Annotated in this window: 29 protein-coding genes; 14 read left to right on the forward strand and 15 right to left on the reverse strand. The window is 41.2% G+C overall.

Features of this window, described 5'->3' with window-relative positions:
* Positions 1-160: 160 nt before the first annotated feature.
* The 3 genes from NSQ52_RS14355 to NSQ52_RS14365 are packed head-to-tail and all read left to right on the forward strand — an operon-like array spanning position 161 to position 2,729.
* Positions 161-1,162, forward strand: a complete 1,002-nt coding sequence (locus NSQ52_RS14355; protein WP_024719321.1) for an ABC transporter substrate-binding protein — start codon at positions 161-163, stop codon at positions 1,160-1,162.
* 15 nt (positions 1,163-1,177) lie between these two features.
* On the forward strand, positions 1,178-1,948 hold the full coding sequence (locus tag NSQ52_RS14360; RefSeq protein ID WP_008342956.1) for an ABC transporter ATP-binding protein: 771 nt from the start codon (positions 1,178-1,180) through the stop codon (positions 1,946-1,948).
* On the forward strand, positions 1,935-2,729 hold the full coding sequence (locus NSQ52_RS14365) for an ABC transporter permease (RefSeq protein WP_007501924.1): 795 nt from the start codon (positions 1,935-1,937) through the stop codon (positions 2,727-2,729). The genes NSQ52_RS14360 and NSQ52_RS14365 overlap by 14 nt, the downstream gene beginning before the upstream one ends.
* 29 nt (positions 2,730-2,758) lie before the next feature.
* Here the strand turns inward: NSQ52_RS14365 and ytkD are convergent, their stop codons facing one another.
* Positions 2,759-3,235, reverse strand: coding sequence for an RNA deprotection pyrophosphohydrolase (ytkD, locus tag NSQ52_RS14370; protein WP_039168329.1), 477 nt, complete (start codon positions 3,233-3,235; stop codon positions 2,759-2,761).
* Positions 3,236-3,481: 246 nt separating this feature from the next.
* Between ytkD and NSQ52_RS14375 the strand changes: the two genes are divergently transcribed.
* Positions 3,482-4,135 carry a TerD family protein gene (locus tag NSQ52_RS14375; RefSeq protein ID WP_268373028.1) on the forward strand — a complete coding sequence of 218 codons (654 nt, stop codon included), beginning with the start codon at positions 3,482-3,484 and terminating at the stop codon, positions 4,133-4,135.
* 22 nt (positions 4,136-4,157) lie between these two features.
* Positions 4,158-4,940 (forward strand): AIM24 family protein, encoded by a 783-nt coding sequence (locus NSQ52_RS14380; protein WP_061419985.1) that lies wholly within the window; start codon positions 4,158-4,160, stop codon positions 4,938-4,940.
* Positions 4,941-5,133: 193 nt separating this feature from the next.
* Here NSQ52_RS14380 and NSQ52_RS14385 read toward each other — a convergent pair whose 3' ends face one another.
* The 4 genes from NSQ52_RS14385 to NSQ52_RS14400 form a co-directional block, all read right to left on the reverse strand.
* Positions 5,134-5,442, reverse strand: a complete 309-nt coding sequence (locus NSQ52_RS14385) for a hydrolase (RefSeq protein WP_217967891.1) — start codon at positions 5,440-5,442, stop codon at positions 5,134-5,136.
* A gap of 43 nt (positions 5,443-5,485) precedes the next feature.
* Entirely contained in the window at positions 5,486-5,890 is a 405-nt protein-coding gene (locus NSQ52_RS14390; RefSeq protein WP_008342944.1) for a phage holin family protein, read from the reverse strand.
* 157 nt (positions 5,891-6,047) lie between these two features.
* Positions 6,048-6,239, reverse strand: a complete 192-nt coding sequence (locus tag NSQ52_RS14395; protein ID WP_008342942.1) for a hypothetical protein — start codon at positions 6,237-6,239, stop codon at positions 6,048-6,050.
* 124 nt (positions 6,240-6,363) lie between these two features.
* Positions 6,364-6,801 carry a Dps family protein gene (locus NSQ52_RS14400; RefSeq protein WP_056705413.1) on the reverse strand — a complete coding sequence of 146 codons (438 nt, stop codon included), beginning with the start codon at positions 6,799-6,801 and terminating at the stop codon, positions 6,364-6,366.
* Between the two features lie 131 nt (positions 6,802-6,932).
* Here NSQ52_RS14400 and ytzI point away from each other — a divergent pair, with 131 nt between their 5' ends.
* Positions 6,933-7,079 carry a YtzI protein gene (ytzI, locus tag NSQ52_RS14405; RefSeq protein ID WP_017358370.1) on the forward strand — a complete coding sequence of 49 codons (147 nt, stop codon included), beginning with the start codon at positions 6,933-6,935 and terminating at the stop codon, positions 7,077-7,079.
* An 8-nt stretch (positions 7,080-7,087) separates the two neighbouring features.
* On the opposite strand, the gene NSQ52_RS14410 is transcribed toward ytzI, so the two are convergent.
* Both NSQ52_RS14410 and NSQ52_RS14415 read right to left on the reverse strand, forming a co-directional pair.
* Positions 7,088-7,525: a FixH family protein gene (locus NSQ52_RS14410; protein WP_056705411.1), complete on the reverse strand. Its 438-nt coding sequence runs from the start codon at positions 7,523-7,525 to the stop codon at positions 7,088-7,090.
* A 123-nt stretch (positions 7,526-7,648) separates the two neighbouring features.
* The gene (locus NSQ52_RS14415; protein WP_342473497.1) at positions 7,649-8,122 is read right to left on the reverse strand and encodes an S-ribosylhomocysteine lyase; all 474 of its coding nucleotides are present in this window, start codon (positions 8,120-8,122) and stop codon (positions 7,649-7,651) included.
* 128 nt (positions 8,123-8,250) lie between these two features.
* On the opposite strand from NSQ52_RS14415, the gene yidD reads away from it, so the two are divergent.
* Entirely contained in the window at positions 8,251-8,475 is a 225-nt protein-coding gene (gene yidD / locus NSQ52_RS14420; RefSeq protein WP_008342933.1) for a membrane protein insertion efficiency factor YidD, read from the forward strand.
* A 1-nt stretch (position 8,476) separates the two neighbouring features.
* Here yidD and NSQ52_RS14425 read toward each other — a convergent pair whose 3' ends face one another.
* The gene (locus NSQ52_RS14425; RefSeq protein WP_017358372.1) at positions 8,477-9,043 is read right to left on the reverse strand and encodes a carbonic anhydrase; all 567 of its coding nucleotides are present in this window, start codon (positions 9,041-9,043) and stop codon (positions 8,477-8,479) included.
* A gap of 213 nt (positions 9,044-9,256) precedes the next feature.
* On the opposite strand from NSQ52_RS14425, the gene NSQ52_RS14430 reads away from it, so the two are divergent.
* Complete coding sequence (locus NSQ52_RS14430; protein ID WP_024719324.1) at positions 9,257-10,249, forward strand: zinc ABC transporter substrate-binding protein; 993 nt, start codon at positions 9,257-9,259, stop codon at positions 10,247-10,249.
* Positions 10,250-10,326: 77 nt separating this feature from the next.
* Here the strand turns inward: NSQ52_RS14430 and NSQ52_RS14435 are convergent, their stop codons facing one another.
* Positions 10,327-10,569 carry a type B 50S ribosomal protein L31 gene (locus tag NSQ52_RS14435; protein ID WP_017358374.1) on the reverse strand — a complete coding sequence of 81 codons (243 nt, stop codon included), beginning with the start codon at positions 10,567-10,569 and terminating at the stop codon, positions 10,327-10,329.
* Positions 10,570-10,744: 175 nt separating this feature from the next.
* Between NSQ52_RS14435 and NSQ52_RS14440 the strand changes: the two genes are divergently transcribed.
* The 4 genes from NSQ52_RS14440 (at position 10,745) to NSQ52_RS14455 (ending at position 13,589) form a co-directional block, all read left to right on the forward strand.
* A complete protein-coding gene (locus NSQ52_RS14440; protein WP_017358375.1) occupies positions 10,745-12,076 on the forward strand; it encodes a cytochrome ubiquinol oxidase subunit I in 1,332 nt (443 codons plus the stop codon).
* Positions 12,077-12,098: 22 nt separating this feature from the next.
* Positions 12,099-13,145 carry a cytochrome d ubiquinol oxidase subunit II gene (locus tag NSQ52_RS14445; protein WP_169476099.1) on the forward strand — a complete coding sequence of 349 codons (1,047 nt, stop codon included), beginning with the start codon at positions 12,099-12,101 and terminating at the stop codon, positions 13,143-13,145.
* 68 nt (positions 13,146-13,213) lie between these two features.
* On the forward strand, positions 13,214-13,372 hold the full coding sequence (locus NSQ52_RS14450; protein WP_008360682.1) for a DUF1540 domain-containing protein: 159 nt from the start codon (positions 13,214-13,216) through the stop codon (positions 13,370-13,372).
* 25 nt (positions 13,373-13,397) lie between these two features.
* Positions 13,398-13,589, forward strand: a complete 192-nt coding sequence (locus NSQ52_RS14455; RefSeq protein ID WP_017358376.1) for a hypothetical protein — start codon at positions 13,398-13,400, stop codon at positions 13,587-13,589.
* 105 nt (positions 13,590-13,694) lie between these two features.
* On the opposite strand, the gene menC is transcribed toward NSQ52_RS14455, so the two are convergent.
* The 6 genes from menC to NSQ52_RS14485 all read right to left on the reverse strand — a co-directional run bounded on the left by menC (position 13,695) and on the right by NSQ52_RS14485 (position 21,138).
* Complete coding sequence (gene menC, locus NSQ52_RS14460) at positions 13,695-14,819, reverse strand: o-succinylbenzoate synthase (RefSeq protein ID WP_008342917.1); 1,125 nt, start codon at positions 14,817-14,819, stop codon at positions 13,695-13,697.
* Positions 14,806-16,266, reverse strand: a complete 1,461-nt coding sequence (locus NSQ52_RS14465) for an o-succinylbenzoate--CoA ligase (RefSeq protein ID WP_178930483.1) — start codon at positions 16,264-16,266, stop codon at positions 14,806-14,808. The genes menC and NSQ52_RS14465 overlap by 14 nt, the downstream gene beginning before the upstream one ends.
* 70 nt (positions 16,267-16,336) lie before the next feature.
* Positions 16,337-17,155: a 1,4-dihydroxy-2-naphthoyl-CoA synthase gene (gene menB / locus NSQ52_RS14470; RefSeq protein ID WP_039168312.1), complete on the reverse strand. Its 819-nt coding sequence runs from the start codon at positions 17,153-17,155 to the stop codon at positions 16,337-16,339.
* A gap of 14 nt (positions 17,156-17,169) precedes the next feature.
* Positions 17,170-18,000, reverse strand: coding sequence for a 2-succinyl-6-hydroxy-2,4-cyclohexadiene-1-carboxylate synthase (menH, locus tag NSQ52_RS14475; protein ID WP_047945221.1), 831 nt, complete (start codon positions 17,998-18,000; stop codon positions 17,170-17,172).
* Entirely contained in the window at positions 17,985-19,727 is a 1,743-nt protein-coding gene (menD, locus tag NSQ52_RS14480; RefSeq protein ID WP_144680055.1) for a 2-succinyl-5-enolpyruvyl-6-hydroxy-3-cyclohexene-1-carboxylic-acid synthase, read from the reverse strand. Before menD ends, menH begins: the two co-directional genes overlap by 16 nt.
* Positions 19,720-21,138, reverse strand: a complete 1,419-nt coding sequence (locus NSQ52_RS14485; RefSeq protein WP_008342907.1) for an isochorismate synthase — start codon at positions 21,136-21,138, stop codon at positions 19,720-19,722. The genes menD and NSQ52_RS14485 overlap by 8 nt, the downstream gene beginning before the upstream one ends.
* A gap of 383 nt (positions 21,139-21,521) precedes the next feature.
* Here NSQ52_RS14485 and NSQ52_RS14490 point away from each other — a divergent pair, with 383 nt between their 5' ends.
* The gene (locus NSQ52_RS14490) at positions 21,522-22,460 is read left to right on the forward strand and encodes a 1,4-dihydroxy-2-naphthoate polyprenyltransferase (protein ID WP_017358382.1); all 939 of its coding nucleotides are present in this window, start codon (positions 21,522-21,524) and stop codon (positions 22,458-22,460) included.
* 117 nt (positions 22,461-22,577) lie between these two features.
* Entirely contained in the window at positions 22,578-23,312 is a 735-nt protein-coding gene (locus NSQ52_RS14495; RefSeq protein WP_096881770.1) for a TraR/DksA C4-type zinc finger protein, read from the forward strand.
* The last annotated feature ends 51 nt before the right edge of the window (positions 23,313-23,363 follow it).

Raw genomic sequence — 23,363 nt, forward strand, 5'->3', positions numbered from 1 at the left:
TATTTCTGCCAAATTCAAGAAAGCATTCATGCTTCTAGTATAGAAAAAAAGACACGTTCTATAAATAAACAATGCGCTTCTTATTTCATCTAGGCACTCACCAAAAATCCCTTTTGACATACTTTAATTAGTGATCTAGAACAAAGGAGGCGAATTACTCTTGAATCGTTCCATTAAAGTCAGACTGGCATTCATATTCGTTGTCCTGCTCTTTATTCCATTTGTCGCCTGTAAAAAAGACCAAGAGCAGACCGTACAAGTAGCCGAGGTGACCCATTCGGTCTTTTATGCACCGCTTTATGTCGCCCTATCCGAAGGATTTTTCAAAGATGAAGGCTTAGAGGTTGAATTAAAAACCACTTGGGGCGGCGATAAAACAATGACAGCTCTCTTATCTGGCGGCGCTGATATCGCTCTGACCGGATCTGAATCTTCTATTTATGTGGAAGCACAAGACACGAAAGACTCTGTCATGAACTTTGCACAGCTGACACAAACAGACGGTACATTTCTTGTTTCAAGGGAAAAAATCAATCAATTTTCTTGGGATCAATTGAAAGGAAAAGACTTTCTCGGACAACGGAAAGGCGGCATGCCGCAAATGGTCGGTGAATATGTCCTGAAAAAAGAAGGCATTGATTTGAAACAAGATCTTCGCATGATTCAAAATATTGATTTTGCCAACATTTCAGGTGCTTTTTCCTCTGGAACTGGCGATTTTGTGCAGTTATTCGAACCGACAGCTTCCTTAATTGAAAAAGAAGGCAAAGGGTACATTACCGCCTCCTTTGGTGAGGCTTCCGGCAAGGTGCCTTATACCACCTTTATGGCAAAGAAGAGTTACTTAGAAGAAAACAAAGAGACAGCTGAAGCCTTTACCCGTGCCATTTACAAAGCGCAAAAATGGGTCAAAGCAAAGAGCCCAGAGGAGATTGCCAAGACAATCCAATCTCAATTTCCTGATACAGACCTTGATGTCTTATCAACAGCTATCAAACGCTACAAACAGCAGAACTCCTATGCAACAGATCCCCTTCTAAATGAAGAGGAATGGAACAAATTACAGGAAATCATGAAGGCAAGTGGTGAACTACCGGAATTTATCCCGTACAAACAACTTGTCGATTCATCCATTGCCAAGAAGGTCACAGATCACAAATAGAACAGGAGGTAGCACATGTCTTTCCTTCAAATTGACCATGTGACCCACACGTACTTCTCTTTAAAAGAAAAAACAACGGCCATACAGCACATCAATATGGAGATCACTCAAGGTGAATTCATCTCATTTATTGGTCCTAGCGGCTGCGGGAAAACAACCTTGCTTTCCATCATCGCAGGCATTACGCCACCCTCTGAAGGTCGAATTTTAATCGAAGGAAAAGAACCGAATCAACAGGAGCATCAAATCGGTTATATGCTCCAGCAAGATTATTTGTTCCCATGGAAAACGATCAAGGAAAATGTCATTCTCGGGTTAAAAATTGCAAAACAAGATTCACATGAAGCCACCTCAGCTGCCCTTAGCTTACTGCCAAAGCTTGGACTCAATGATGTCGAAGAAAAATACCCGAAGGAGCTGTCAGGCGGGATGAGGCAGCGTGCGGCTCTCGCCCGAACGCTTGCAGTTGATCCCGGCCTGCTTCTGCTAGATGAGCCATTTTCAGCACTAGATTACCAGACGAAACTGACATTAGAAGACCTCGTCTTTCACACATTAAAAAACTACCAAAAAACGGCTGTTCTTGTCACGCATGACATCGGCGAAGCCATTGCGATGAGTGATCGCATTTTCTTATTCTCAAAGCATCCCGGCTCTATCCAGCGAATGTTTACCGTTCCCGATGATCTGAGGACGCTCTCTCCTTTTGAAGCGAGACAGACAGCAAGTTTCCAAGAGCTCTTTCAAACGATTTGGAAGGAGCTGAAGACAGTTGAAACACAGTGATCTTTTACATGAAGCCTATCGAAAAAAAGTTCGAATGGAAAAACGCATGACACGAGTCTACCAGTTGATCATTTTCGCCAGTTTCTTTTCACTTTGGGAGCTTGCGAGCCATTTCAGACTGATTGACCCGCTCATTTTCAGTTCACCATCTGCCGTCTGCCAATTGTTTGTACAAAAATTATCAGATGGTTCATTAATTAATCATATGAGCATTACGCTATTTGAAACAGTGCTCGGCTTTCTACTTGGTACTTTTTGCGGCATTTTATTAGCCGCCGCCTTATGGTGGTCCACCCGTCTTGCAAATGTACTTGATCCTTATTTGGTTATTTTAAATGCGATGCCGAAAGTCGCTCTCGCCCCCATTTTAATTGTTGCCCTTGGACCAGGCATGATCAGCATTGTCGCGATGGGTGCCATTATCAGTGTGATCATTACCACCATCGTCATTTATACAGCCTTTCAAGAAGTCGATGAGAATTATTTAAAAGTCATGAAAACCTTTGGCGCGAAAAAAAGAACGGTCTTCCGTGAGGTCATTTTACCAGCAAGTATTCCAACGATGATCTCTGCCATTAAGGTCAATGTTGGTCTTTCTTGGGTTGGGGTCATTGTGGGAGAATTCCTTGTTTCCTCAAAAGGACTCGGCTATATGATCATCTATGGCTTTCAAGTCTTCAACTTTACACTCGTGTTCTTAAGTCTTTTCATTATCGCCGTCTTCGCCACCATCATGTATCAGCTTGTTGAATGGCTGGAACGCCGTTTTCTGCAAAAATAAAAAGCGCAGGGTCATTTCCCTACGCTTTTTTAACGAATTAAACCGTTCTTTTCTAAATAAGCCATACTTTGCCTTAACACATCATCTTTCATAATAAAACTGAAATTTTTATTTTTTGCGATGGATCTTGGTAAGTCTGCGAAAAGAACGGGTCCTTTCGTTTCAAAATACGTGTCCTGCTTGACGAGCCTTTCAATATCGGCGAAATAAATATTTTTGACAATGACTTTCTCTCTGCCCAGCACCTGATATTGACCAATATACGTTAATTCACGAACAACAGCACCCGTCTCTTCGTGAATCTCTCGTATAGCGGCTTGATCTGCTTCTTCATTTGGCTCTACTTTCCCTCCTGGAAACTCGTAGCCTCGATCCTCATGTTCTGTAAGTAGCCATTTTCCTTGATAGCGGCAAATAGCCCAAACATGCTTAGGATGACTTGAAAAAGGCTGCTCTTCAAAAGAGAGCTTGACCGTATTATGATAATAGTCTTTAAATACATGCATGTGAAATCCCTCATATCCTGTCCTTGCTTCTTGTAAAACATCATACCACAGATCACATTTCTCTGAAGAATTTTTATGAAAAGTGAAACAAACAAGTGCTTCTATCTCGTCTGTATGTAAAATAAGTATTCTTGCTAAAACCTTTTTATCATCTCCATCCTCATCCCATTTTAATCATGAAACCTTTTGCCCATGATGACGTAAATCAATAAGTGTTTGTCCTACACAGACGAGGAGGAAACCAACATGAGCATCACAAATGGATCAAAACAAGAAAATAACAAAGCATGGCCAATGAGGCCACATGAGAAAGAAGACGCTTCTCTTGAGGCAGTGAAGAAACACCTCATGAAAGGACAAAAGTTAGATTTAACAAAAGACAATCCAAATGTAGATCAAATTCATATCGGACTTGGCTGGGACTTATCTGGTCAGCCAATTGATTTAGATACGCAAGTGTTTCTCTTAAATGAAGAGGACAAGCTTCTGTCTCCAAAACACCTGATCTATTATCATCAGCAGCAAAGCTTAGATGGAGCTGTTCGCCATCTAGGTGATCATCAGGTCGGCGGAGGCCATCGGGATAATGAGATCATCATTATGCAACTGAGCAGAGTCTCACCCGATATTCAGAAAATCGTCGTAACAGCCACGATACATGATGCACACGAGCGGGCACATCATTTTGGACAGGTGACCAATGCCTACTTGCGCCTTGCAGATCAAATCACACAACAGGAGATTTGTACCTTTCAGTTAACAGAGGATTATTCATTTTGTACATCCATCATTTGTGCTGAACTAACGAGAGTTGAGAACGAATGGAAAATCACCGCTACCGGACAAGGTACGACCCTTGATTTAAACGACCTATGCCGCATCTACGGATTCACATCTTGACAAAGAAAAGGAGCTGGCACAAATGGGATTTCATTTCAACACGATCGAAGAATTGACCTTACAAGCAGAAGGCAGCGGGATCTTTTTTGCCAAAAAAGGCGCGATGATTGCCGATCAAGGTACATTTCAATACCGTAAACGATTACTTGGGACGAATAAAGGTAATATGGTCAGCCAAGTATTTAATCATATTAGCAGAAAATTAACAGGTGAAAACCTTGAGATGATGGAAGTGAGTGGACAAGGCACTTGCTACTTGGCTGATTCTAGCGAGCATGTGACCGTCATCAATCTTGAGCCGAACGGTCCTTGGCAACATGTTAGCGTGGAAAGTGAAGATTTACTTGCCTTTACTGAAGAATGTCACTATGGCGTGACACCAGTAGGCGTTGGGATTTTATCACAGAAAGGGCTGTTTACTTCAAAGCTCTCGTATCAAGGTCACGGGGCGCAGGTTGCCATCAAAACAAATGGAAACCCGCTGATTTTAAAAGCACCTTGCCGTGTAGATCCTGACGCCATTGTCGCTTGGACGGGCAAAGCACCGAAAGTCAAATTAGATGTGAACTGGAAAACGTTCATTGGACAAACATCAGGCGAATCCTACTTGTTTGAATTTCATGAACAGGACCAAATTGTGATTATCCAGCCATCTGAACGAACATCTGGAATGCGGGTCGGGATAGATGATAACCGGTACAAACCCCAGAGTCAGAGTACCTCACACGAAATCACCAACTCACAGCAGGAAAATAGAGGCGGAATCAGTGATCTAATCGGCGGTATCTTACAGCCTCGAAAATAAAAGCATGTAGAATGTCTCTACATACTTTCAGATCGTTGACAAAAGGCTAAAATGAACTTTCTTTTAGCCTTTTGTCTTCTTTTCAGCGTGATAGAAAACCTTTGCAGTCTAGGAAAAACGAGTACTGGCGCGGAGCGAATTTGACATTCATGAGCACCTGACAAAGGATGCGAGGGTTTGTCTACATGCTTTTTCAATTCATCAGTCCATTGGTCTCAATAAAGTTCTTTGTCTCTTCGTTACCGAGATCATGAATCATCGAGTAAATCTCTTTTCTTTTCCTGTCCATTTCGTCGTTTGGACTATCATAATGATATTCAAGAAATGGAACATGCGCCCGAAAGAAACCTTTCCAATCTGTCATATACTGTTCATCAAAATACTCTCTTAACTGCAAGATTTGGTCATCATCTGCTTCTATCTGAAATTGCCAAGCAGCCGCGTCTCTGTGCTGTGAGATTGATCCGTCTTGAACGGATACATAGTATGTGTGTGTCTCCATCTGATTCATCCTTTTTCCTTTAGTATGACCAGATATGAAGAAATTACGGCTTTTTGCGCAATTTATTTTTAATCATGTCTAACACATCAATAAACAACTGTGGAATGGGAATTCCGAGAGCTCTGGCTGTTGAGACAATCTGGTACGATTCATAAATAATATAAAAGATGAGCGCTAAATCCTTAATTGTCCCCCCAGTCTTCAGCATGACATCGAAGAAATGTGCCATGGATATTAAAGAGATCGTCACAACCTTTCGAACAAGCCTGGTCAAAAAACGCTTCATCGTAAGTTGTCCAGTCACAGATTCTCTTAGGCTTGAACAAATTAATTCTATAGCCATGAGTGTCACTAATATCATGAGTAAATATCCTGCTCCACCAAACAGAAAGCCCATTGCCGACAAACTGACTGTAAACAACGAAAAGATGCCTAAATCCTTGCTCACTTGGCATCAACATCCTTTCATAGTGGAACTTCTTACCTCAATAGTATATGCCGCATTTGATGAATAGCTTGGACGACAAAAAATAAAGGCATGGTCAGCTGTTCAAAAAATTCGTGAAGCGCATAAAAAGAGCCGCCTGTGACGGCGGCTTTCTTGGTTAAACTCTGACATCAATAAACGTAGCGTCTGAATCTTTGGGCTGAACAGCTTGAGGCTGCTGCTGCACTTGATCGAGCATCACCATGGCTTGGGCTGTGTTCGTGGCAAGCTGTGAATTCAACAAACTGATATTAAGTGTTTTTTGAATACTCGCCACTTGCTGGCTCATCATTCCTGCAATTGAGGACATCTTCTCCCCTCCCTTCCCTTTTCTCTTCGGCTGAAAGCCCCATCAATTCAATGGGCTGTCTGTCACAAATCCACAAAAAAAGAATGCCGATCTGTTTGATGATCGACATTCCTTTCACATTCGCTTATCCTAAGTATGCTTTTAGCATCCAGTTGTGTTTTTCAATGGATTGATGAATCGCAAGCAGCATATCACCTGTTGTTTCATCGCCAACTTCTGCAGCCAGCTCCATACCTTTCTTGAGTTCTTCTGCAATGTTAGAGAAATCATCATACAAATTTTTCACCATTTGCTCGGCTGATTCATTGCCTTCCGCTTCTTGAATGCTAGAAATTTCTAAGCACTCTTTCATTGTCGCAACAGGTTGTCCATTTAATGCGAGCATACGCTCAGCCAAATCATCGATATAAGTGGCTGTTTCTGTATATAATTCTTCGAATTTTTCATGGAGTGTAAAGAAATCTTTTCCCTTTACATACCAGTGATAGTTATGTAATTTTACGTAAAGCACAGTCCAATCTGCTACTTGTTTATTGACGACGTTTAATAATTTTTCAGACATGTTGATTCCTCCTTATGTAGTTGCGTTTAGTATGGGATTACCCTTTTTTTATTATACTGAAACCTGCCATCATTTTCTTCTATTTTGACCGCATGAAATATATGTTAATATGGAAATAAGGAGGGAGTTAGATGCTTTTACTTGGGATTATCAGCTTTATCATTATCTCAATCGTTGTCTTTTTATCACTGTGGACGACATCAAAGGCTTATGATTACAAGCATAAAGTCGATTCACCACAGGATGCTGAACCAAACCAACGTCCTAACCCAAAATAAAACCGCTTTCAATGATGTGAGGTATCTTCTTCTTCAGTAGATGAACTCTCTTTTTTCACATCACCTACATGGATGTTTGTCTTCGGCATATTATGCTGCTGTTTAGCTGTCACATGGACTTGTATGATATAAAGGCCATCTTGTTTGAAAGCTGTATGCAATTCATATACACCTTTGTTCTCTTTCTTTGGCTGAATCATCTTGCTGTTATCCTTGTCGCCATCTTTCCACACTTCAAATTGAACATCATCTGCATCATCAACAGGCGTATCACCATATGTGACAGCTGCTTTTACGATAACGTTTTCATTTTTCTCCACTTGCTCCGGCCCTGTTAGTTTGACTTCTAATAGCTCAGGCACTTCTCCCTTGTCATTGCTCGCTGCCGAGTTTCCACATGCACTAAGTAATGCGAGCATCAAAATGATTCCTACCATTTTCCACATTCGTGTATCCCCCTTTTTTTACTGACATGTCCATTTTAACAAATATCCCCTATTTTAACAGCTCTCGTTTCATTTCATATAAAAAACCGGACATTCAATATGTCCGGTTCATCATCTTACTGATTATCCAAATACTTTTAATAGCTCTTCTTGATCCTGAGACAGCCAGAAACGCATTAAACGTTTTGCTCCTTCAAGATCATGAAGCTTCGCTTGACCGCACTGCTCTTCATTTGCAGCAGGAATTTCTGTTACTTCCACTGCATCTTTGAATGTTGCATCAAGCAGTTCAACGATCTCTCTTGGTGTCGGTGCACCGCTGACAACTAAATAGTAGCCAGTCTGGCAGCCCATTGGAGAAATATCAATGATATCAAAATGATCGTAATTCTCTGAGTGTGTTCTAATATTAAACGCAAGTAAATGCTCTAATGTATGAATCGTATCAGGTTTCATTGCCTGCTTGTTTGGCTGACAAAAACGGATATCAAATTTGTTCACTTCCCCATCTGATCCCACTTTATGAACGCCGCAATGACGAACGTAAGGTGCTTTTACAGCATTATGGTCAAGTTCAAAGCTTTCAACTGAAGGCATTAATCACCACTCCTATAATTGCAATTTCCTATATTATAACATATTGTTCCGACCAGTTTAGTTTATAAAACTTCCCTTCCTTGTCCTTTTTTCTTATACTGTGAAAAGACAGACAAGGAGGAACCTCTATGAAACAAATTTTTATCGGCATCATTCGCTTTTATCAAAAATGCATTTCCCCTCTAACACCGCCGAGCTGCAGGTTTTACCCCACTTGCTCAAACTACGGGCTAGAGGCGATCAAAACGCATGGCGCTTTAAAAGGCGGCTGGCTCACGATTAAACGAATTTTAAAATGTCACCCGCTGCATCCTGGAGGCATGGATCCGGTCCCGCCTAAAAAGGAAAAATAACTTACTTTTCTTCATAACCATTGACAACTAAGTCAAGCTTACCTGTCCCAGGATCAATGACAAGACCATGTACAGGCACATCAGATGGAAGAAGCGGATGATTTTTAACGACAGATACACTGTCTTTCACACTTTCTTCAACTGAGCTAAAGCTTTTGAGCCACTGTTGAAAATCGATTCCTGAGTATTCCAGTACTTCAATCCGTTTTTCTGGAATACCACGCTCAATGGCTTTATTTAAGAGTGTTTCGCTGTCTATTTTACTCATCCCGCAATCGTGATGCCCAATGACGTACACCTCGTCAGCATTCAATTCATAAACAGCCACTAAAATGCTTCGCATAATACTTCCAAATGGGTGAGAAACAAGAGCGCCAGCACTTTTGACAATTTTAATATCGCCATTTTTCATGTTCATGGCGCGTGGAAGCAGTTCAACAAGTCTTGTATCCATACATGATAGAATGACAGCTTTTTTCTGTGGAAACTTCGTTGTTGTAAACTCTTCATATCGCTTCTCTTCAATAAATTGTTGGTTATATTCGATGATTTCGTCTAAAAGTTTCATAAGTTTGTCCATTCCTTTTTCTTTTTTTAAAAATAAATATAGCACAATGTTTTAAATTTCGTCACGTTTTGACGTCTATTTTTTTAGAGGAAACATCTTCTGATGAAAATTTTTTATTTTCCTCTTTTCAAATCGTAATTATTACGATACAATAACTCAGGACATTAAATCGTAATCATTTCTATCTAATAGGTTGAGAGGAGACATTCTTAGATGAAAAAAATCTTTTTTATTTTAACAGCTGCTTTATTAGCGGTCGGTCTTGCCGCTTGCTCAAGCAGTGCGGGGACAAATGCTTCAAAAGGAAAAGCAGACGGGAAATTAACCATTTACACGACGATCTTCCCTATTCAAGATTTCACTGAAAAAATTGGCGGCTCTCACGTGAACGCTCAAAGTGTGTACCCTGCCAATGCAGATGCACACAGCTTTGAACCAAGTTCAAAAACGATGGTTGAAATGGCTGAAGGAGATGCCTTTATTTACAGCGGAACAGGTGCTGAAGCATTTGCTGATAAAACGGCTTCTACGTTAAAAGACCAAGGCGTGAAAACAGTGAAAGCAGCCGAAGGCATCAAGCTATTATCAACACAAGAAGAACATGCTCATGAAGAAGGGGAGGACCATGATCACGATCATGAAGGTGAAGATCATGACCATGATGGACACGACCACGGAGATAAAGATCCCCATGCATGGCTAGACCCTGTTTATGCACAGCAAATGGCAAAAAACATTAAAGACACACTCGTTTCACTAGATCCAGATCATAAAGACGAATACACAAAAAACTATGAATCACTAAAAAAAGAATTACAATCGTTAGATCAGGAATTCAAAACAACGTTATCTAAAGCAGAACATAAAGAAATTCTTGTTTCTCACGCTGCATACGGCTACTGGGAAAAACGCTATGGCATTGAGCAAATCAGTGTACTAGGACTCTCTGCTTCTGAAGAGCCTTCCCAAAAACAGCTTGAAAATATCGTACAACAGGCAGAAAAGCATCACATCAAGTATGTCATTTTTGAAAATAACGTCAGCAGTAAAGTATCAGATACGATTCGCAGTGAAATTGGGGCAAAAAGCCTTACACTGAAAAATCTAGAATCCATTACAGAAGATGATGCTAAAAATGGCGAAAGCTATGTCAGCTTAATGAAACAAAATTTAAACACATTAAAAACAGCTTTAAATGTTGAATGAATTCATAAACCCCGTGCGATCAGCCGGGGTTTTTTACTGCACAAAAAAACACACCATGATCAGGTGTGTTTCTTTGTCTACATTTGGTATTTTTTCTTAAACTGCTCCGCTCTGCCGCCTTTTTCTCCGAATTTTTGGCGTCCTGTATAAAATGGATGCGTATCAGAGCTTGTCTCTACTTTAATGACAGGATAAGTCTTCCCATCTTCCCACTCTACGGTCTCATGTGATGTCTTTGTTGATCTACTTAAGAAGCGGTAACCGCTGTTTACGTCCATAAATACAACTTCATGTGAGGTTGGATGAATATCTCTTTTCAATGTCAAAACTCCCTTCATCATTAAAACGTAATGATTACGTTTTATAATTATATTCTACTCCCTCTTTTACAACTTGTCAAAAAACAAGCTTTATTAGTCAGGAAGAATAATCTAAAAATGGTGGAGAATAATAAACACCATCAAAAGAGATGCGATAAGAAAGGCGGAGAAAAAATTGACTGATCTCGTTTTAGCTAGAAGTCTGTTCGGCACAACAATGGGCTTCCATATTATTTATGCCTCGCTTGGCGTAGGCATCCCGCTAATGATTTTGTTAGCTGAACTCATCTTTCAAAAAACGAAGGACCCGCATTATGCCATCATGGCCAAACGATGGACAAAAGCGCAGGCTGTTCTGTTAGGGGTTGCCATTCCAACCGGTACCATTGCTGGTACGCAGCTTGCCCTTCTATGGCCTGGTTTTATGGAGGTCATCGGAAAAGTCATGTCACTGCCATTTCAAATAGAAATTTATGCTTTCTTTATTGAAGCATTATTTATGTCTATTTATGTGTACGCAGCAGATCGTTTATCACCAGCCATGCGCATCATTACCGTTATTTTCGTTGTCATTGGTGCAGCAGCTTCAGCGATTCTCATTACAAACGTACATGCTTTTGAAGGAACACCCGCTGGCTTTCAAATGGTCAATGGAGAAATAACGAATATCGAACCTTGGAAGGCATTTTTCAATCCTAGTTTTGTTGTAACTGCTACTCACGTAGTACTGTCTGCTTTTACAACAGGCGCTTTTGTCATTGCTTCTGTCGCTGCATTTAAAATGTTGAAAACAAGAAAAAACGAAAAGCTCTATACCTTTCATCGAAAAGCCCTTTTTCTTGGACTGATTGTTGGTGGACTTTTCTCTTTTCTCACAGCCTTAAACGGTCACGAATCAGCTCAGCTTCTGTATGAATATCAGCCTGAAAAATTAGCGGGTGCTGAAGGTTTATTTGAAACGCAATCACATGCGCCTCTGGCCATTGGCGGTTTTACTGATGCCAATACGCAAGAAATCAAAGGAGCTATCGAAATCCCTTGGGCACTTAGTTTTCTTGCAGGAAATAGCTTTGATACTGTGGTTAAAGGGTTAAATGATTTTCCTAGGGACGAGTGGCCGCCTTTATTTATTCACACATTATTTAACGGAATGGTCATTATCGGCTCATTGCTCATTTTCTTTGCTGTGTTAGCACTGTTTTACCGCAAAATTTTAAAACGCGATCATTATCCAAAATGGCTGCTTGTCCTTTATTTATTTGGCGGGCCTCTTAGTCTTTTGGCGATTGAATTTGGCTGGATCTTTGCCTGTACAGGCCGTCAGCCATGGGTGATTTATCGAATGCTCAAAACCTCTGAAGTCGTTACATCATCAGGATCTATCGGTACACTTTTCATCCTTTTTGCCATTGTCTATCTCATTTTAGGCATCGCAACTGTGATTGTACTGACGTACTACTTTAGAAAACATTCAATTGAAGAAGACTTACGGTTAACAGAATCTTAAAAAGGGAGCGATCTTGATGCAAATGGATGTAACAACTGATGCACTCATTGCAATCACCATCTTATGGGGATTCGTGTTTATCTATGCAGTGATGGCATCAATGGATTTCGGTGCAGGATTTTGGTCAATGATTTACATGAACAAAGAGCAGACAAAGGCCGCAAATATCGCAAATAAGTATCTTTCTCCCACTTGGGAAGTAACAAACGTCTTCATTGTGGCCATCGTCGTTGCCTTGTTTAGCCTGTTTCCAGGTGCAACATTTGTGCTAGGTACTGTTCTATTAATACCCGGCAGCATTATTTTGTTGCTTCTGGCACTGCGAAGCGGATTTCTCGTCTTCTCTCATTCACTGCCTAAAAAATATAGAAAAGCCGTGACATATATTTCAGGAATTAGCGGCTTTATTATTCCGTCCATCCTCATCATGGTTCTCCCCATTACACATGGTGGATTCATCTTTCAGGAGAATAATGTCTACTCATTAGATTTAGGATTGGTCTTTACAAGCGCAAATGTCTATTCTTTCGTAGGTTTTGCGATTTTCAGTACCCTTTTCCTCTCATCTTTGCTTTTAGCTGATTTTTCTAATGTTGCAAACGAAGATGAGGCTTATAACATTTATAGAAGAGGAGCACTGATTACAGGTCCGCTTTCTCTCATGATGGCTTTCTTTATCATGCTCACACTGAGAAGTGAGGCCAATTGGCTGTTCACAAAAATGATGCAGAACATCCCGATCCTGCTTGTTTCTCTGCTCATGTTTTTGCTTGCAGGTTTGGCTCTATTTTTACCAAACAGCCGCTTTAAACATCGGAAAGGGAGACCACGTTTAGCGGTTATCGCCATTACAATTCAATATTTCTTAGCAAGCTATGTGTATGGACATGCGCATTTGCCCTATATGGCCTATCCTGATATTACCATCATGTCTGGGTTTACAGATCCCGTCACATTTAGGGCATTATTTATTACGTATATTGTAGGGTTTATCATCCTATTCCCTGGGTTCTACTTCTTCTGGAAATTGTTTATGAAAGATAAGCGTTATATTCGTCAGGAAGATTAACATGAATGAACGCCCCTTACTTCGGTTACATTATAGATGAAAGACATACTCAAAAGGAGGTCATCTGTATGAGTCAAAAAATCCTTTGTGAAGTAAACAACTGTTCCTACTGGAATGCTGGAAATCGTTGTGGTGCAGATGCAATTTATGTCGTCAGCCATACAGGAAATACGGCTGAGAAAAGTGAAGAAACTGACTGTAAAACGTTTAAACCTCAAGACCTTTAAGTCTCATTAAAGGAGGCGCTTCGCTTTGAAAAACGATCGGCTTGCTCAAACGTTTCTTGAAGAAATTCAGGACGCGGACGAGGCTGCATTTTATCAAGCAGCTCACTCCTTTTTAAATCTTTGGGATTATGAATACGGACATGTTTCCGACATGCCCAATGACATGCATCAGTATATTGGACAGCTTGCTTACGACAGCGGGCTTGTAGAAGAGTAAGAAAGAGCGGATGACCGCTCTTTCTTTTTGTTCAGACAGGAAGGAAAAACTTTCCTCAACTATACAGTGGTTCTATTGATGGTGCAAATGGCGATTCATTCGTTTTCATTTCACAAAATCATGTTTTGTAAACACATCAATTTTATCTGAGAAAGAACGAAGCGCTTGATAATCAACTTCTACACCCATACCTGGAGAACGCGGTACTTCAATAAACCCATTTTCAACTTTAATTTCAGGAAAAATGATATCCTGCTCCCAATATTTCGACGATGCTGAAATATCCCCAGGAATCGTAAATTGCGGAAGTGATGCAAGTGCCACGTTTTGCGCGCGAGAAATGCCTGTTTCAATCATTCCACCGCACCATAACGGAATCTGCTGCTCCTTGCAGAACGCATGAATTTTAAGTGCTTCAGTCAGCCCTCCAACTCGTGAAGGCTTCACATTAATAATCTGACAGCTTCCAAGTTCTACAGCTTTTCTCGCATCATCTAAAGAACAAATACTTTCATCCAAACAGATTGGTGTTTTTAAATGCTTTTGCAAATGCCGATGATCGACAATGTCATCTGCGGCTAAAGGCTGTTCAATCATTAATAAACGAATATCGTCGAGCTGCTTCAGTTTGCTAATATCTTTTAATTCATAAGCAGAGTTTGCATCCGCCATTAACGGAAGGTGAGGGAAAGACTCTCTTATCTTTTGTAGAAGTCCAATATCTTGTCCCGGCTTAATCTTCACTTTCACACGCTGATAGCCTTGATCAACAAACTGCTCGATTTGCTGAATCATATCATCTATTGGTCCTAAACCCGCAACGACACCAGATGGAATTCTATCTCTAGTACCGCCTAAGACGTCACGTAAGGACTTATTTTCTCGCTTCGCATAAATATCCCACACAGCTGCCTCAATTCCCGCTTTGGCCATTCTATTGCCTTTAAAATGGTACAAGCTGTCTGGTATGTCCGAAGGATGTGTAAAAGATCGGGTCAGCACGTTCGGGATAAAGAAAGCCCTGAGCATGTGATAACAGGTCTCGATGGTTTCTTCTGTATACCACGGAGAAGAGAAGGCAGATACCTCTCCCCATCCAGTTAATCCTGTTTGATCTTTGACCTCGACAATAATAAACTCACGCTCTGAAATGGTCCCAAGGCTCGTTGTAAATGGCTGTTTGAGTTTCATCGTGACATGATATAAGATCACACGTTCAATTTGAATCATCTAAAAACCCCTTTGATTTGAGTCTGTGCCTCTGCAATTTATTCGACGCATTCCTTGGCAGCTCATCCACAAAGTGAAAAGCGGCGGGCCATTTATACTTGGCTAATTGCGACTGACACAAAGCATAGAGCTCATTCTCCGGAATCTGCTCATCTGTCACAAGGAAGGCAGCAGGTACCTCTCCCCATTTTTTATCATATATACCCGTCACTCCGGCTTCCTTTACATTTGGATGTGTTAAAAGAACTGCTTCAATTTCTGCTGGATAAATATTTTCTCCACCAGAAATAATTAAGTCTGACCGCCGATCAAGCACAAATAAGAATCCGTCCTCATCTACATAACCAATATCACCCGTTTTCAGCCAGCCCTGCTCAAATGCAGCAGCTGTTGCCTCTTGACGATGAAGGTAGCCTTTCATGACATTTGCACCTTTGACCATGATTTCACCATGCTCAAAAGGACGACACGGACGGTCCTCATCTTGAATCTTTAATTCACACCCAAAAAGGGGTTTTCCCGCTGATCCAAGCTTTTCCACACTAAATTCTGGCGCAAGTGTCACAATTTGCGAGCAGGTCTCCGTCATACCGTACGATTGAAACACAGGAAATCCTTTCTCCTTACTCTCTTGAAGCATCGCATAAGGCGCAGGGCCTCCGCCTAACAGCAGGCAGCGCAAAGAAGACGGACATTCTTCAAGTCCACTTAATAAACGGGACAGCATGGTTTGAACAACTGACAACATCGTCACTCGATGCTGTTCAATAGCATTCTTGACTTCATCGACATCAAACTTTTGATGAAGCACGACAGTCATACCGTATATGACAGATTTAAATATAGCGGATAAACCGCTTATATGAAAAAGAGGCAAGGCAATGAGCCAGCGGTCGTCCTCCCTGATCCCTAAATTCAATGCCGAGGAAACAGCACTATGAAAATGATTGCCAAACGTTTGCTCCACCCCTTTAGGGCGTCCTGTCGTTCCAGATGTATACATAATCGTCGCCGTCTCATTTAAATCAATATCATGTACGACCTTCTTTTCCATATCATGATCTGCATCAGGTAAAGTCTCTATTGTATAAACAGGTAAATCACCATGATGCTCATTTGCATATGCAGGCTCTGTTAATAAAGCCATGACTTTCGCATCTTCCAACTGAAAACGTCTCTCTGCTTTTGTTAACTTATTGTTCAATAACACAATCTTGAAGCCTAATAAAAAACAAGCGTGAACAAGCATGACCATGTGAGGATGGTTGTTCATTAAAATCGCAACCGTATCCCCTTTTTTAAAAGATACACGTGTCAGTCGATTCGCAAGTTGGCCTACATCATTCGCTAAATCACGAAATGTCCACTTTTTGTCTTGATAAATGAGTGCGACCCGGTCTGGCGTTAAATACGCACGGTGCAGCAGCCAATTGGGTTGCTTCATCATGACACCTCCTTTTCATAAAAGAAAACAGCTCAGTCTGATGCACTAAGCTGTTTTCATCCATATCATTGAATCAAGGGAAACGAGGGAACTGACCGAAGTCTGGCTTCCGTTTTTCCTTAAAGGAATCGCGTCCTTCTTTTGCTTCATCTGTTGTGTAATAAAGAAGAGTCGCATCTCCTGCAAATTGCTGAATACCAGCTAATCCATCTGTGTCCGCATTAAATGCAGCTTTCAAGAATCGTAAAGCAGTCGGGCTCTTTTCTAGCATGTCCTCACACCACTTCACTGTTTCTTCTTCCAGCTGCTCTAATGGTACAACTGTGTTGACAAGTCCCATATCAAGCGCTTCTTGTGCATTGTATTGACGACATAAGTACCAGATCTCTCTTGCTTTCTTATGACCCACAATACGTGCAAGATAGCCAGATCCATAACCAGCATCAAAGCTGCCCACTTTTGGTCCTGTTTGTCCAAAAATCGCATTGTCTGCTGCAATGGTGAGGTCACACACGACATGAAGCACATGCCCGCCGCCAATCGCATAGCCCGCAACCATCGCAATAACTGGTTTTGGAATGACACGAATTAAACGCTGTAAGTCTAGGACGTTTAGACGCGGAATTTGATCGTCTCCTACATAGCCGCCATGCCCGCGTACTTTTTGGTCTCCACCAGAACAGAATGCTTTACCTCCAGCACCTGCAAGGACAATGACACCAACTTCTGAATTGTCACGAGCACGTGAGAATGCATCAATTAATTCACTTACGGTCTTTGGTGTAAAAGCATTATGTACGTGCGGACGGTTAATGGTGATTTTTGCAATCCCATTATATGTTTCATATAAAATTTCGTCATACTGACGCTCAGTTTGCCATTCAATAGCCATCAATATTTCCTCCTCTAATCTTGCGATAAAATAAACTCACTTACTATTTTACCAAAAAAATGTGGTTGTTCCACATGAACTGTATGCCCGGCATGCTCTGCTACTGTGAATTGACTGTATTCAAGCGCCTGCTGCATACGTTTGGCGATGTGACAAAACTTTTTATCAAGTGTTCCGCAAATGAGTAAAACAGGCTGTTTTATCTGCTTTAATGCTTGCCACATAGACGGCTGTGAACCGGTTCCTATACCTTCTAAGCTGCGAGCCAGCCCGTTAGGATCGGCTTTTAGCCTTCCCTCTCTCAGTTGCGTTAGCCTGTCCGCTGGCAAGGATTTCTGCGAAGCAAACAGCGGAATGTTCTCCCAAAAATCCACAAACTGCGCTAATCCTTCATGTCTGATCTTTTGAGCTAGCTGATGATCATGATTCAGCCTCTCCATCCGCTCTTTAAAAGAGTTCAGCCCTGGAGATGTACTCTCAAGAATCAGTTTGTTTACACGTTCTGGATAACGGGAGGCAAATGATAAAGCAATACGCCCTCCCATAGAATATCCGAGAATGTTCACTTTGTGAAGCTTTAATTGATCTAAAATCTCAGCAAGATCTGCCAGCTGTTGGGACATTGCATATCTTCTTATACTCTTTGGTGAGTCTGTGCGACCATGTCCAAGCAAGCTGACCTGAATCAATCTCGTATGTTTTTCTGTATAAGTATTCAAAAAAGCCCAAGAAGCTGCACTCCCTGTAAAGCCATGTAAACATAACGTGGCATTTTCAGCAGATGGATTATGGTCTATCACCTCATACGCCACTCCATCGTGCATTCGTATTATGAGTGAAGGCATTCTTTTTTCACTTCCCTCAATATCTCGTCCATCATTTGGCGATGTTTGCCCACGCGAGAATGCCGGTCAGTTTCAATCTCAATTAAATGAAGCCCTGGTTCTTGGATATGCGCCAAGTACACATCTTTTAACTCTTCTTTCGTTGTTGGCTTCGAATAGGTTCCCCCATATAGCTTTGATGCATACTCAAAATTCAACCCAGTCGGCGTACCAAAGAGCTTTTCATAATACGGTTCATCGGATGCCTGCGGAAGGAAAGAAAAGATTCCTCCACCATCATTGTTTAACAATACAACCGTGAGCGGAATGTCCATTAGCTTAGCTGCAAGAAGACCGTTCATATCATGGTAAAAAGATAAATCGCCGATGACTAAAGTGATGGGTTGTTTCAAGGCTGCATATGTTCCAAGAGCTGTGGACACAACACCATCAATACCATTTGTTCCGCGATTCGCCATCATCCGAAACGGTTTTGACTGCGTTTCAAAAAAGGTATCGACATCTCGAATAGGCATACTATTTCCGATAAAGAGCACACTCTCTTTTGGCAAAAGGTGCTGCAGCTGACGATACACATTTCCCTCAAATGTCAGGTCCTCATCATTGTATTGATTTACATGCATTCTAAAAGAAGAATTGACACTCTGCCAGCGTCGTAAATAAGATGTATCCTGACGCTTTTCCGCTCTCATCAAGACTTCTTCTACAAAAGAGGCTGCATGACTTTCAATCATGTATGATGCGCTTAAACCAGGATCTCGATAACCACCCGCAGCATCGACGACAATCTGCTTCACTTCCGCATGCTTTTCTAGCCACTTAAATAATGGCTTAGACACAGGCATCGGTCCAAAACGAATGACCATTTCAGGCAAGAGATGCTGCTGCAATGCCTCATCTTTTAACAAAGAATCGTATGCATCTATGATGTATTCTTCACTTTCATGTCCATTTCGCAAAAGAGAAAGCGGGTCAGCTAAAATAGGCAGATGCAAAGCTTTTGCAAGACGTAACACTGACGCCTGCTCTTCCGGCGAGTGAAGTTCACCAGCAACAATGATTCCTTTTGCCGCTTTGTTCATGATAGACACTAATTCTGACATAACCCGATCATCCGGACGAGCTTGACCTGCTGCTAAAACTTTGTTCGCAACTCCTTCTTCTCTATTAAAAGGATCAATAGACAAGTCAGGTAGCAATGGTTCTCTCAGCGGCACATTCACCTGAACTGGTCCCTTTGGCTCCTGCATAGACACATGACTTGCCCTAGCAGCAGTAGTTTGGACATACCGCAGCATCGTTTGGCTTTCTTCTGGCAAGGCTAAGTCTGTGAACCATTTAACAAACTTACCGAATAAGAATTGCTGATCAATCGCTTGAGGTGCCCCAACCTCCCTCAATTCGTGCGGCCGATCAGCAGTTAAAACAATCAATGGTACCCGAGAATAATGTGCCTCGACAACAGCTGGGTAAAAGTTAGCTGCTGCCGTACCTGATGTACAAATGAGTAGCACTGGTGTTTGGCTCGCTTTCGCAAGACCCAGTGCATAAAAAGCAGCAGACCGTTCATCCACTAACACATGGACATTGATTTCTTGATGAGCAAGAGCGAGCATCGCAAGCGGTGTTGAACGGGAGCCAGGACAAACAACTGCCTCATTCACACCACTTTGCACAAATTCATCCATTAATCTGCCAATATATCTTGTCATGATTTGATTATTCAATAGGACGACCTCCAAGAGCAGACAGCATTGGTCTTAATTTCACTTGCGTTTCTTCATACTCTTGTTTTGCAAGGGAATCCTCTACAATTCCACATCCAGCAAACAAACGAACTTGGTCTTCCTCAATAAGACCTGATCGAATGGCGACAGCAAATTCTCCATTGTCCTTAGAATCAATCCATCCCACTGGCGCCGCATACCAACCGCGTTTCAACGGTTCGATTTCACGAATCACCTCTACCGCTTTTTCCTTAGGATATCCTCCAAGCGCTGGTGTTGGATGAAGCTGTTCAATTAATGAAAAGAGTGAACAGCTGCTTTTAATTTCTCCCACAATGGGTGTAAATAAATGCTGAATGTTTTTCGTTTTATAAAGACTTGGTTGATTTGGCTTATGCACATGATGGCAGTTTGCTTCAAATGCCTGTTCAATCATATTCACGACAATTTGATGTTCAATCAAATTTTTCTCATCACAAAGCAGTTCCTCACCTAGTGCCTGATCTTCTACTTCATCTTGACCACGTACAATGGAACCTGCCAAACACGATGAAAACACTTCACCACCGCTTTTTTTTACTAAACGTTCAGGCGTCGCCCCGACAAACGCTTGTCTTCCCTGCTCTATAGCAAATACATAACTCGTTGTTTGATGTTTTAGTAATTCTGCTAATAGTGGAGCGAGTTCAATTTGATTTTTATAGTGAAGCAAGACTTCTCTTGCTAAAACAACCTTTTCATATTCGTTCACACGAATGTGTTCTGTCGCTTCATGGATTGCTTTCATCCATTCCTGGACATCTAACTCTTCCATATGAACAAGCTCAGCTTGTCCATGATTTCTGACAGGCAATGCATCAAAATTAGAAGCTTTCTGTTCTAACTCTTGAATGAGCTGATGAACATTCCCGTCCACCTCGTTCCATTCATTGATCGTTAGAAACGTGCCTTCTTTTGAAACAGTCAGCATCATCGATGGCACAAAAAAATGAGCCTCGCCAAATGCTTCCCAGTGACGCGCCTTTTCTTCGTATGGATCAAATGAAAATCCTCCAAATAAAAGCGGACCAACTGCCGCTTGCTTTAACTCCTTCTCATCATGAAAATGGAACATATGCTGTTTCAGCTGCTCCCATTCTTGATGGACGATATTGAATCGTTCTTTGCCTTGCTCTGATGATTTAATCACGGCCGCTCTGCCAAGTCCAGAAAATATCATTTGGCTTTCTGGATCAGACCAAAAAAACCGCTCGCCTAAAAAATCCGCTTCGCCGCTTTGGAAAAAGGCAAGAGGATCCAGATCGTCAACTCTTCTGGAGTAGCTTATCAAAACAGCATGGTTGACGTTATTCGCTTCTTCTAATGTCGCAAGCGCTTCCTGCCGGAAAGTACTTTGCACTGTTGTCACCATGATACATTCCTCCAAAATCCATGAAATAACATATAAAAATAAAACCATCATGTAAAAAAATACATGAACATTCGAGTATGTCGAATGACCTGCTTTTCTATTATAAACCTTAACAGATGAACTTAGTAAAGAAAACAGCTTTTAAAACCTCGAATCCTTATTATATCACGCTTTCAAGATTTTTTCGCTCCCGCATATTGAAATGAGAACATCCCTTAAAAAATGGTAAGACCTGTTCGAAGATCAAGCTTTCTCTCTAGATGGGAACGATTAGCAAACATCTTTTTCTTGTTTCATCGCATCAATATATTGACACCTTTTTGAACTTTGCTAAACTGGAATTTGGACGTGTACGTATTTTTTTATTTAAAGGAGTATATTTTATGCAGCATCAATCGATATCAGATCAGCTTTCACCAATTAAGCCTGATAAGAACTGGCGGATTTGGTGGAATTTACTACGACCGCATACATTAACAGCGGCATTTATTCCCGTTACTTTAGGAACTGTCCTAGCACTTCCGAGTGGTCAAATACATGTTGGGCTATTTTTAGCTATGCTATTTGCATCGATGTTTATCCAAATTGCAACGAACATGTTTAATGAGTACTTTGATTATGTTCGCGGATTGGACAATGAGAAATCTGTCGGTATCGGCGGAGCGATCGTGAGAAACGGTGTAAAACCAAAAACAGTTTTAGGCCTCGCTTATGCCTTATTCGCGCTTTCTTTATTACTTGGGATCTATATTTGCATGATGTCTAGCTGGTGGATTGCACTCATAGGACTAATTTGTATGGCAGCAGGCTATTTTTATACCGGTGGCCCTGTACCAATTGCTTATACACCATTTGGAGAACTTGTATCAGGTGCTTTTATGGGACTAGGCATCATTTTAATTAGTTTCTATATCCAAACAGGAACATTGACATCAAAAGCTGTGCTCATTTCATTACCTATCTCTATTTTAGTTGGTGCCATCTTACTGTCGAACAATATCCGTGATTTAGACGGTGATAAAGAGAATGGACGAAAGACACTTGCTATCCTAGCTGGACGTAAAGCGGCAGTCAACATCCTACTTTCCATGTTTGTGATCTCATATGTACTCATTTTTGTTTATATCTTTATGGATATCGTGGGTCTTTGGAGTCTTCTTGTCTTACTCAGTGTGCCAAAAGCTTATACAGCCATTAAAGAATTTAAGCAAAAAGAAAAACCAATTGAATTAATGAATGCCATGAAGTCGACAGCACAAACCAATACGTTTTTTGGTTTCCTGTTAACGATCGCATTGATCTTACAATATTATCTCGCATAACACAAAACGCCTGCAGCCGCAGGCGTTTTTTATTGAAGAATTGCTTCAAATTGGCACAAGTCTTACATAAAAATTTGCTCATACTAACAATATGTTTGATATGAAAGGGTGATCGCTTTGTTGTCTAAAAACGAATTACATCAGTTGAAGCAGCGACTTCTCGATGAAAAACAAGAAATTGAAGCCAAAAGCCATGACGATGAACAGAAAGTATCATTTCCTTATGATTCAGTGGGCGAACTGTCGGCCTATGATAACCACCCTGGCGACCAAGGGACAGAACTATTCGAACGCGGAAAAGACATTGCCTTAAACAGTTTGGAACATGAGCATCTGTCCGATATCAATGAAGCACTCCAAGCAATGGCAGACGGCTCTTATGGTTTGTGTAAAGTGTGTAAAGCCCCTATTCCTAAAGAACGCTTAGAAGCCCTTCCCACCGCCGTCACATGCACAGAGCATTCAAAAGAACAGACCGTTTCACAAAACCGTCCCATTGAAGAGGACTTATTAAGTCCGCCCTCAGGGCAATTTGAAAATGAAGAAAGTGCTGCATATGACGGAGAAGATGCCTACCAAGACGTAGAACGCTATGGGAACTCTGATACCCCATCCGATATGGAATTTCCTCCATTGACATACGATGATGTGTATACACAATCAGAAGATGAAGATGATGTGGAAGACTATGAAGGGTTTGCAGCTGCTGATATTGAAGGAAAAGCAAGCAAGGTCTATCCAAATAAAGCACACGAAGCTTATGAAGAAGCATTAGATGAAGAAGGCGTCATGACAGTGTTTGGTGACTTGAAGCCGTATGAAGAAGAACCTTATACTAAAAAAAATGATTAGTCCCCACATATTGGGGGCTTGATGTTTATATCATGTAATAATTGGGAAATA

It is taken from the genome of Bacillus sp. FSL W8-1141 (assembly GCF_038593205.1).
In the GTDB taxonomy this organism is placed as follows: Bacteria; Bacillota; Bacilli; order Bacillales; family Bacillaceae; genus Bacillus; species Bacillus altitudinis.

Excerpts from the sequence above, each read along its gene's own strand:
- NSQ52_RS14360 (WP_008342956.1), top strand. The coding sequence starts at position 1,178 with ATGTCTTTCCTTCAAATTGACCATGTGACCCACACGTACTTCTCTTTA.
- ytkD (WP_039168329.1), bottom strand. The coding sequence starts at position 3,235 with ATGCATGTATTTAAAGACTATTATCATAATACGGTCAAGCTCTCTTTT.
- NSQ52_RS14375 (WP_268373028.1), top strand. The coding sequence starts at position 3,482 with ATGAGCATCACAAATGGATCAAAACAAGAAAATAACAAAGCATGGCCA.
- NSQ52_RS14380 (WP_061419985.1), top strand. The coding sequence starts at position 4,158 with ATGGGATTTCATTTCAACACGATCGAAGAATTGACCTTACAAGCAGAA.
- NSQ52_RS14385 (WP_217967891.1), bottom strand. The coding sequence starts at position 5,442 with ATGGAGACACACACATACTATGTATCCGTTCAAGACGGATCAATCTCA.
- NSQ52_RS14395 (WP_008342942.1), bottom strand. The coding sequence starts at position 6,239 with ATGTCCTCAATTGCAGGAATGATGAGCCAGCAAGTGGCGAGTATTCAA.
- NSQ52_RS14400 (WP_056705413.1), bottom strand. The coding sequence starts at position 6,801 with ATGTCTGAAAAATTATTAAACGTCGTCAATAAACAAGTAGCAGATTGG.
- ytzI (WP_017358370.1), top strand. The coding sequence starts at position 6,933 with ATGCTTTTACTTGGGATTATCAGCTTTATCATTATCTCAATCGTTGTC.
- NSQ52_RS14410 (WP_056705411.1), bottom strand. The coding sequence starts at position 7,525 with ATGTGGAAAATGGTAGGAATCATTTTGATGCTCGCATTACTTAGTGCA.
- NSQ52_RS14415 (WP_342473497.1), bottom strand. The coding sequence starts at position 8,122 with ATGCCTTCAGTTGAAAGCTTTGAACTTGACCATAATGCTGTAAAAGCA.
- yidD (WP_008342933.1), top strand. The coding sequence starts at position 8,251 with ATGAAACAAATTTTTATCGGCATCATTCGCTTTTATCAAAAATGCATT.
- NSQ52_RS14425 (WP_017358372.1), bottom strand. The coding sequence starts at position 9,043 with ATGAAACTTTTAGACGAAATCATCGAATATAACCAACAATTTATTGAA.
- NSQ52_RS14430 (WP_024719324.1), top strand. The coding sequence starts at position 9,257 with ATGAAAAAAATCTTTTTTATTTTAACAGCTGCTTTATTAGCGGTCGGT.
- NSQ52_RS14445 (WP_169476099.1), top strand. The coding sequence starts at position 12,099 with ATGGATGTAACAACTGATGCACTCATTGCAATCACCATCTTATGGGGA.
- NSQ52_RS14450 (WP_008360682.1), top strand. The coding sequence starts at position 13,214 with ATGAGTCAAAAAATCCTTTGTGAAGTAAACAACTGTTCCTACTGGAAT.
- menC (WP_008342917.1), bottom strand. The coding sequence starts at position 14,819 with ATGATTCAAATTGAACGTGTGATCTTATATCATGTCACGATGAAACTC.
- NSQ52_RS14465 (WP_178930483.1), bottom strand. The coding sequence starts at position 16,266 with ATGATGAAGCAACCCAATTGGCTGCTGCACCGTGCGTATTTAACGCCA.
- menB (WP_039168312.1), bottom strand. The coding sequence starts at position 17,155 with ATGGCTATTGAATGGCAAACTGAGCGTCAGTATGACGAAATTTTATAT.
- menH (WP_047945221.1), bottom strand. The coding sequence starts at position 18,000 with ATGCCTTCACTCATAATACGAATGCACGATGGAGTGGCGTATGAGGTG.
- NSQ52_RS14485 (WP_008342907.1), bottom strand. The coding sequence starts at position 21,138 with ATGGTGACAACAGTGCAAAGTACTTTCCGGCAGGAAGCGCTTGCGACA.
- NSQ52_RS14490 (WP_017358382.1), top strand. The coding sequence starts at position 21,522 with ATGCAGCATCAATCGATATCAGATCAGCTTTCACCAATTAAGCCTGAT.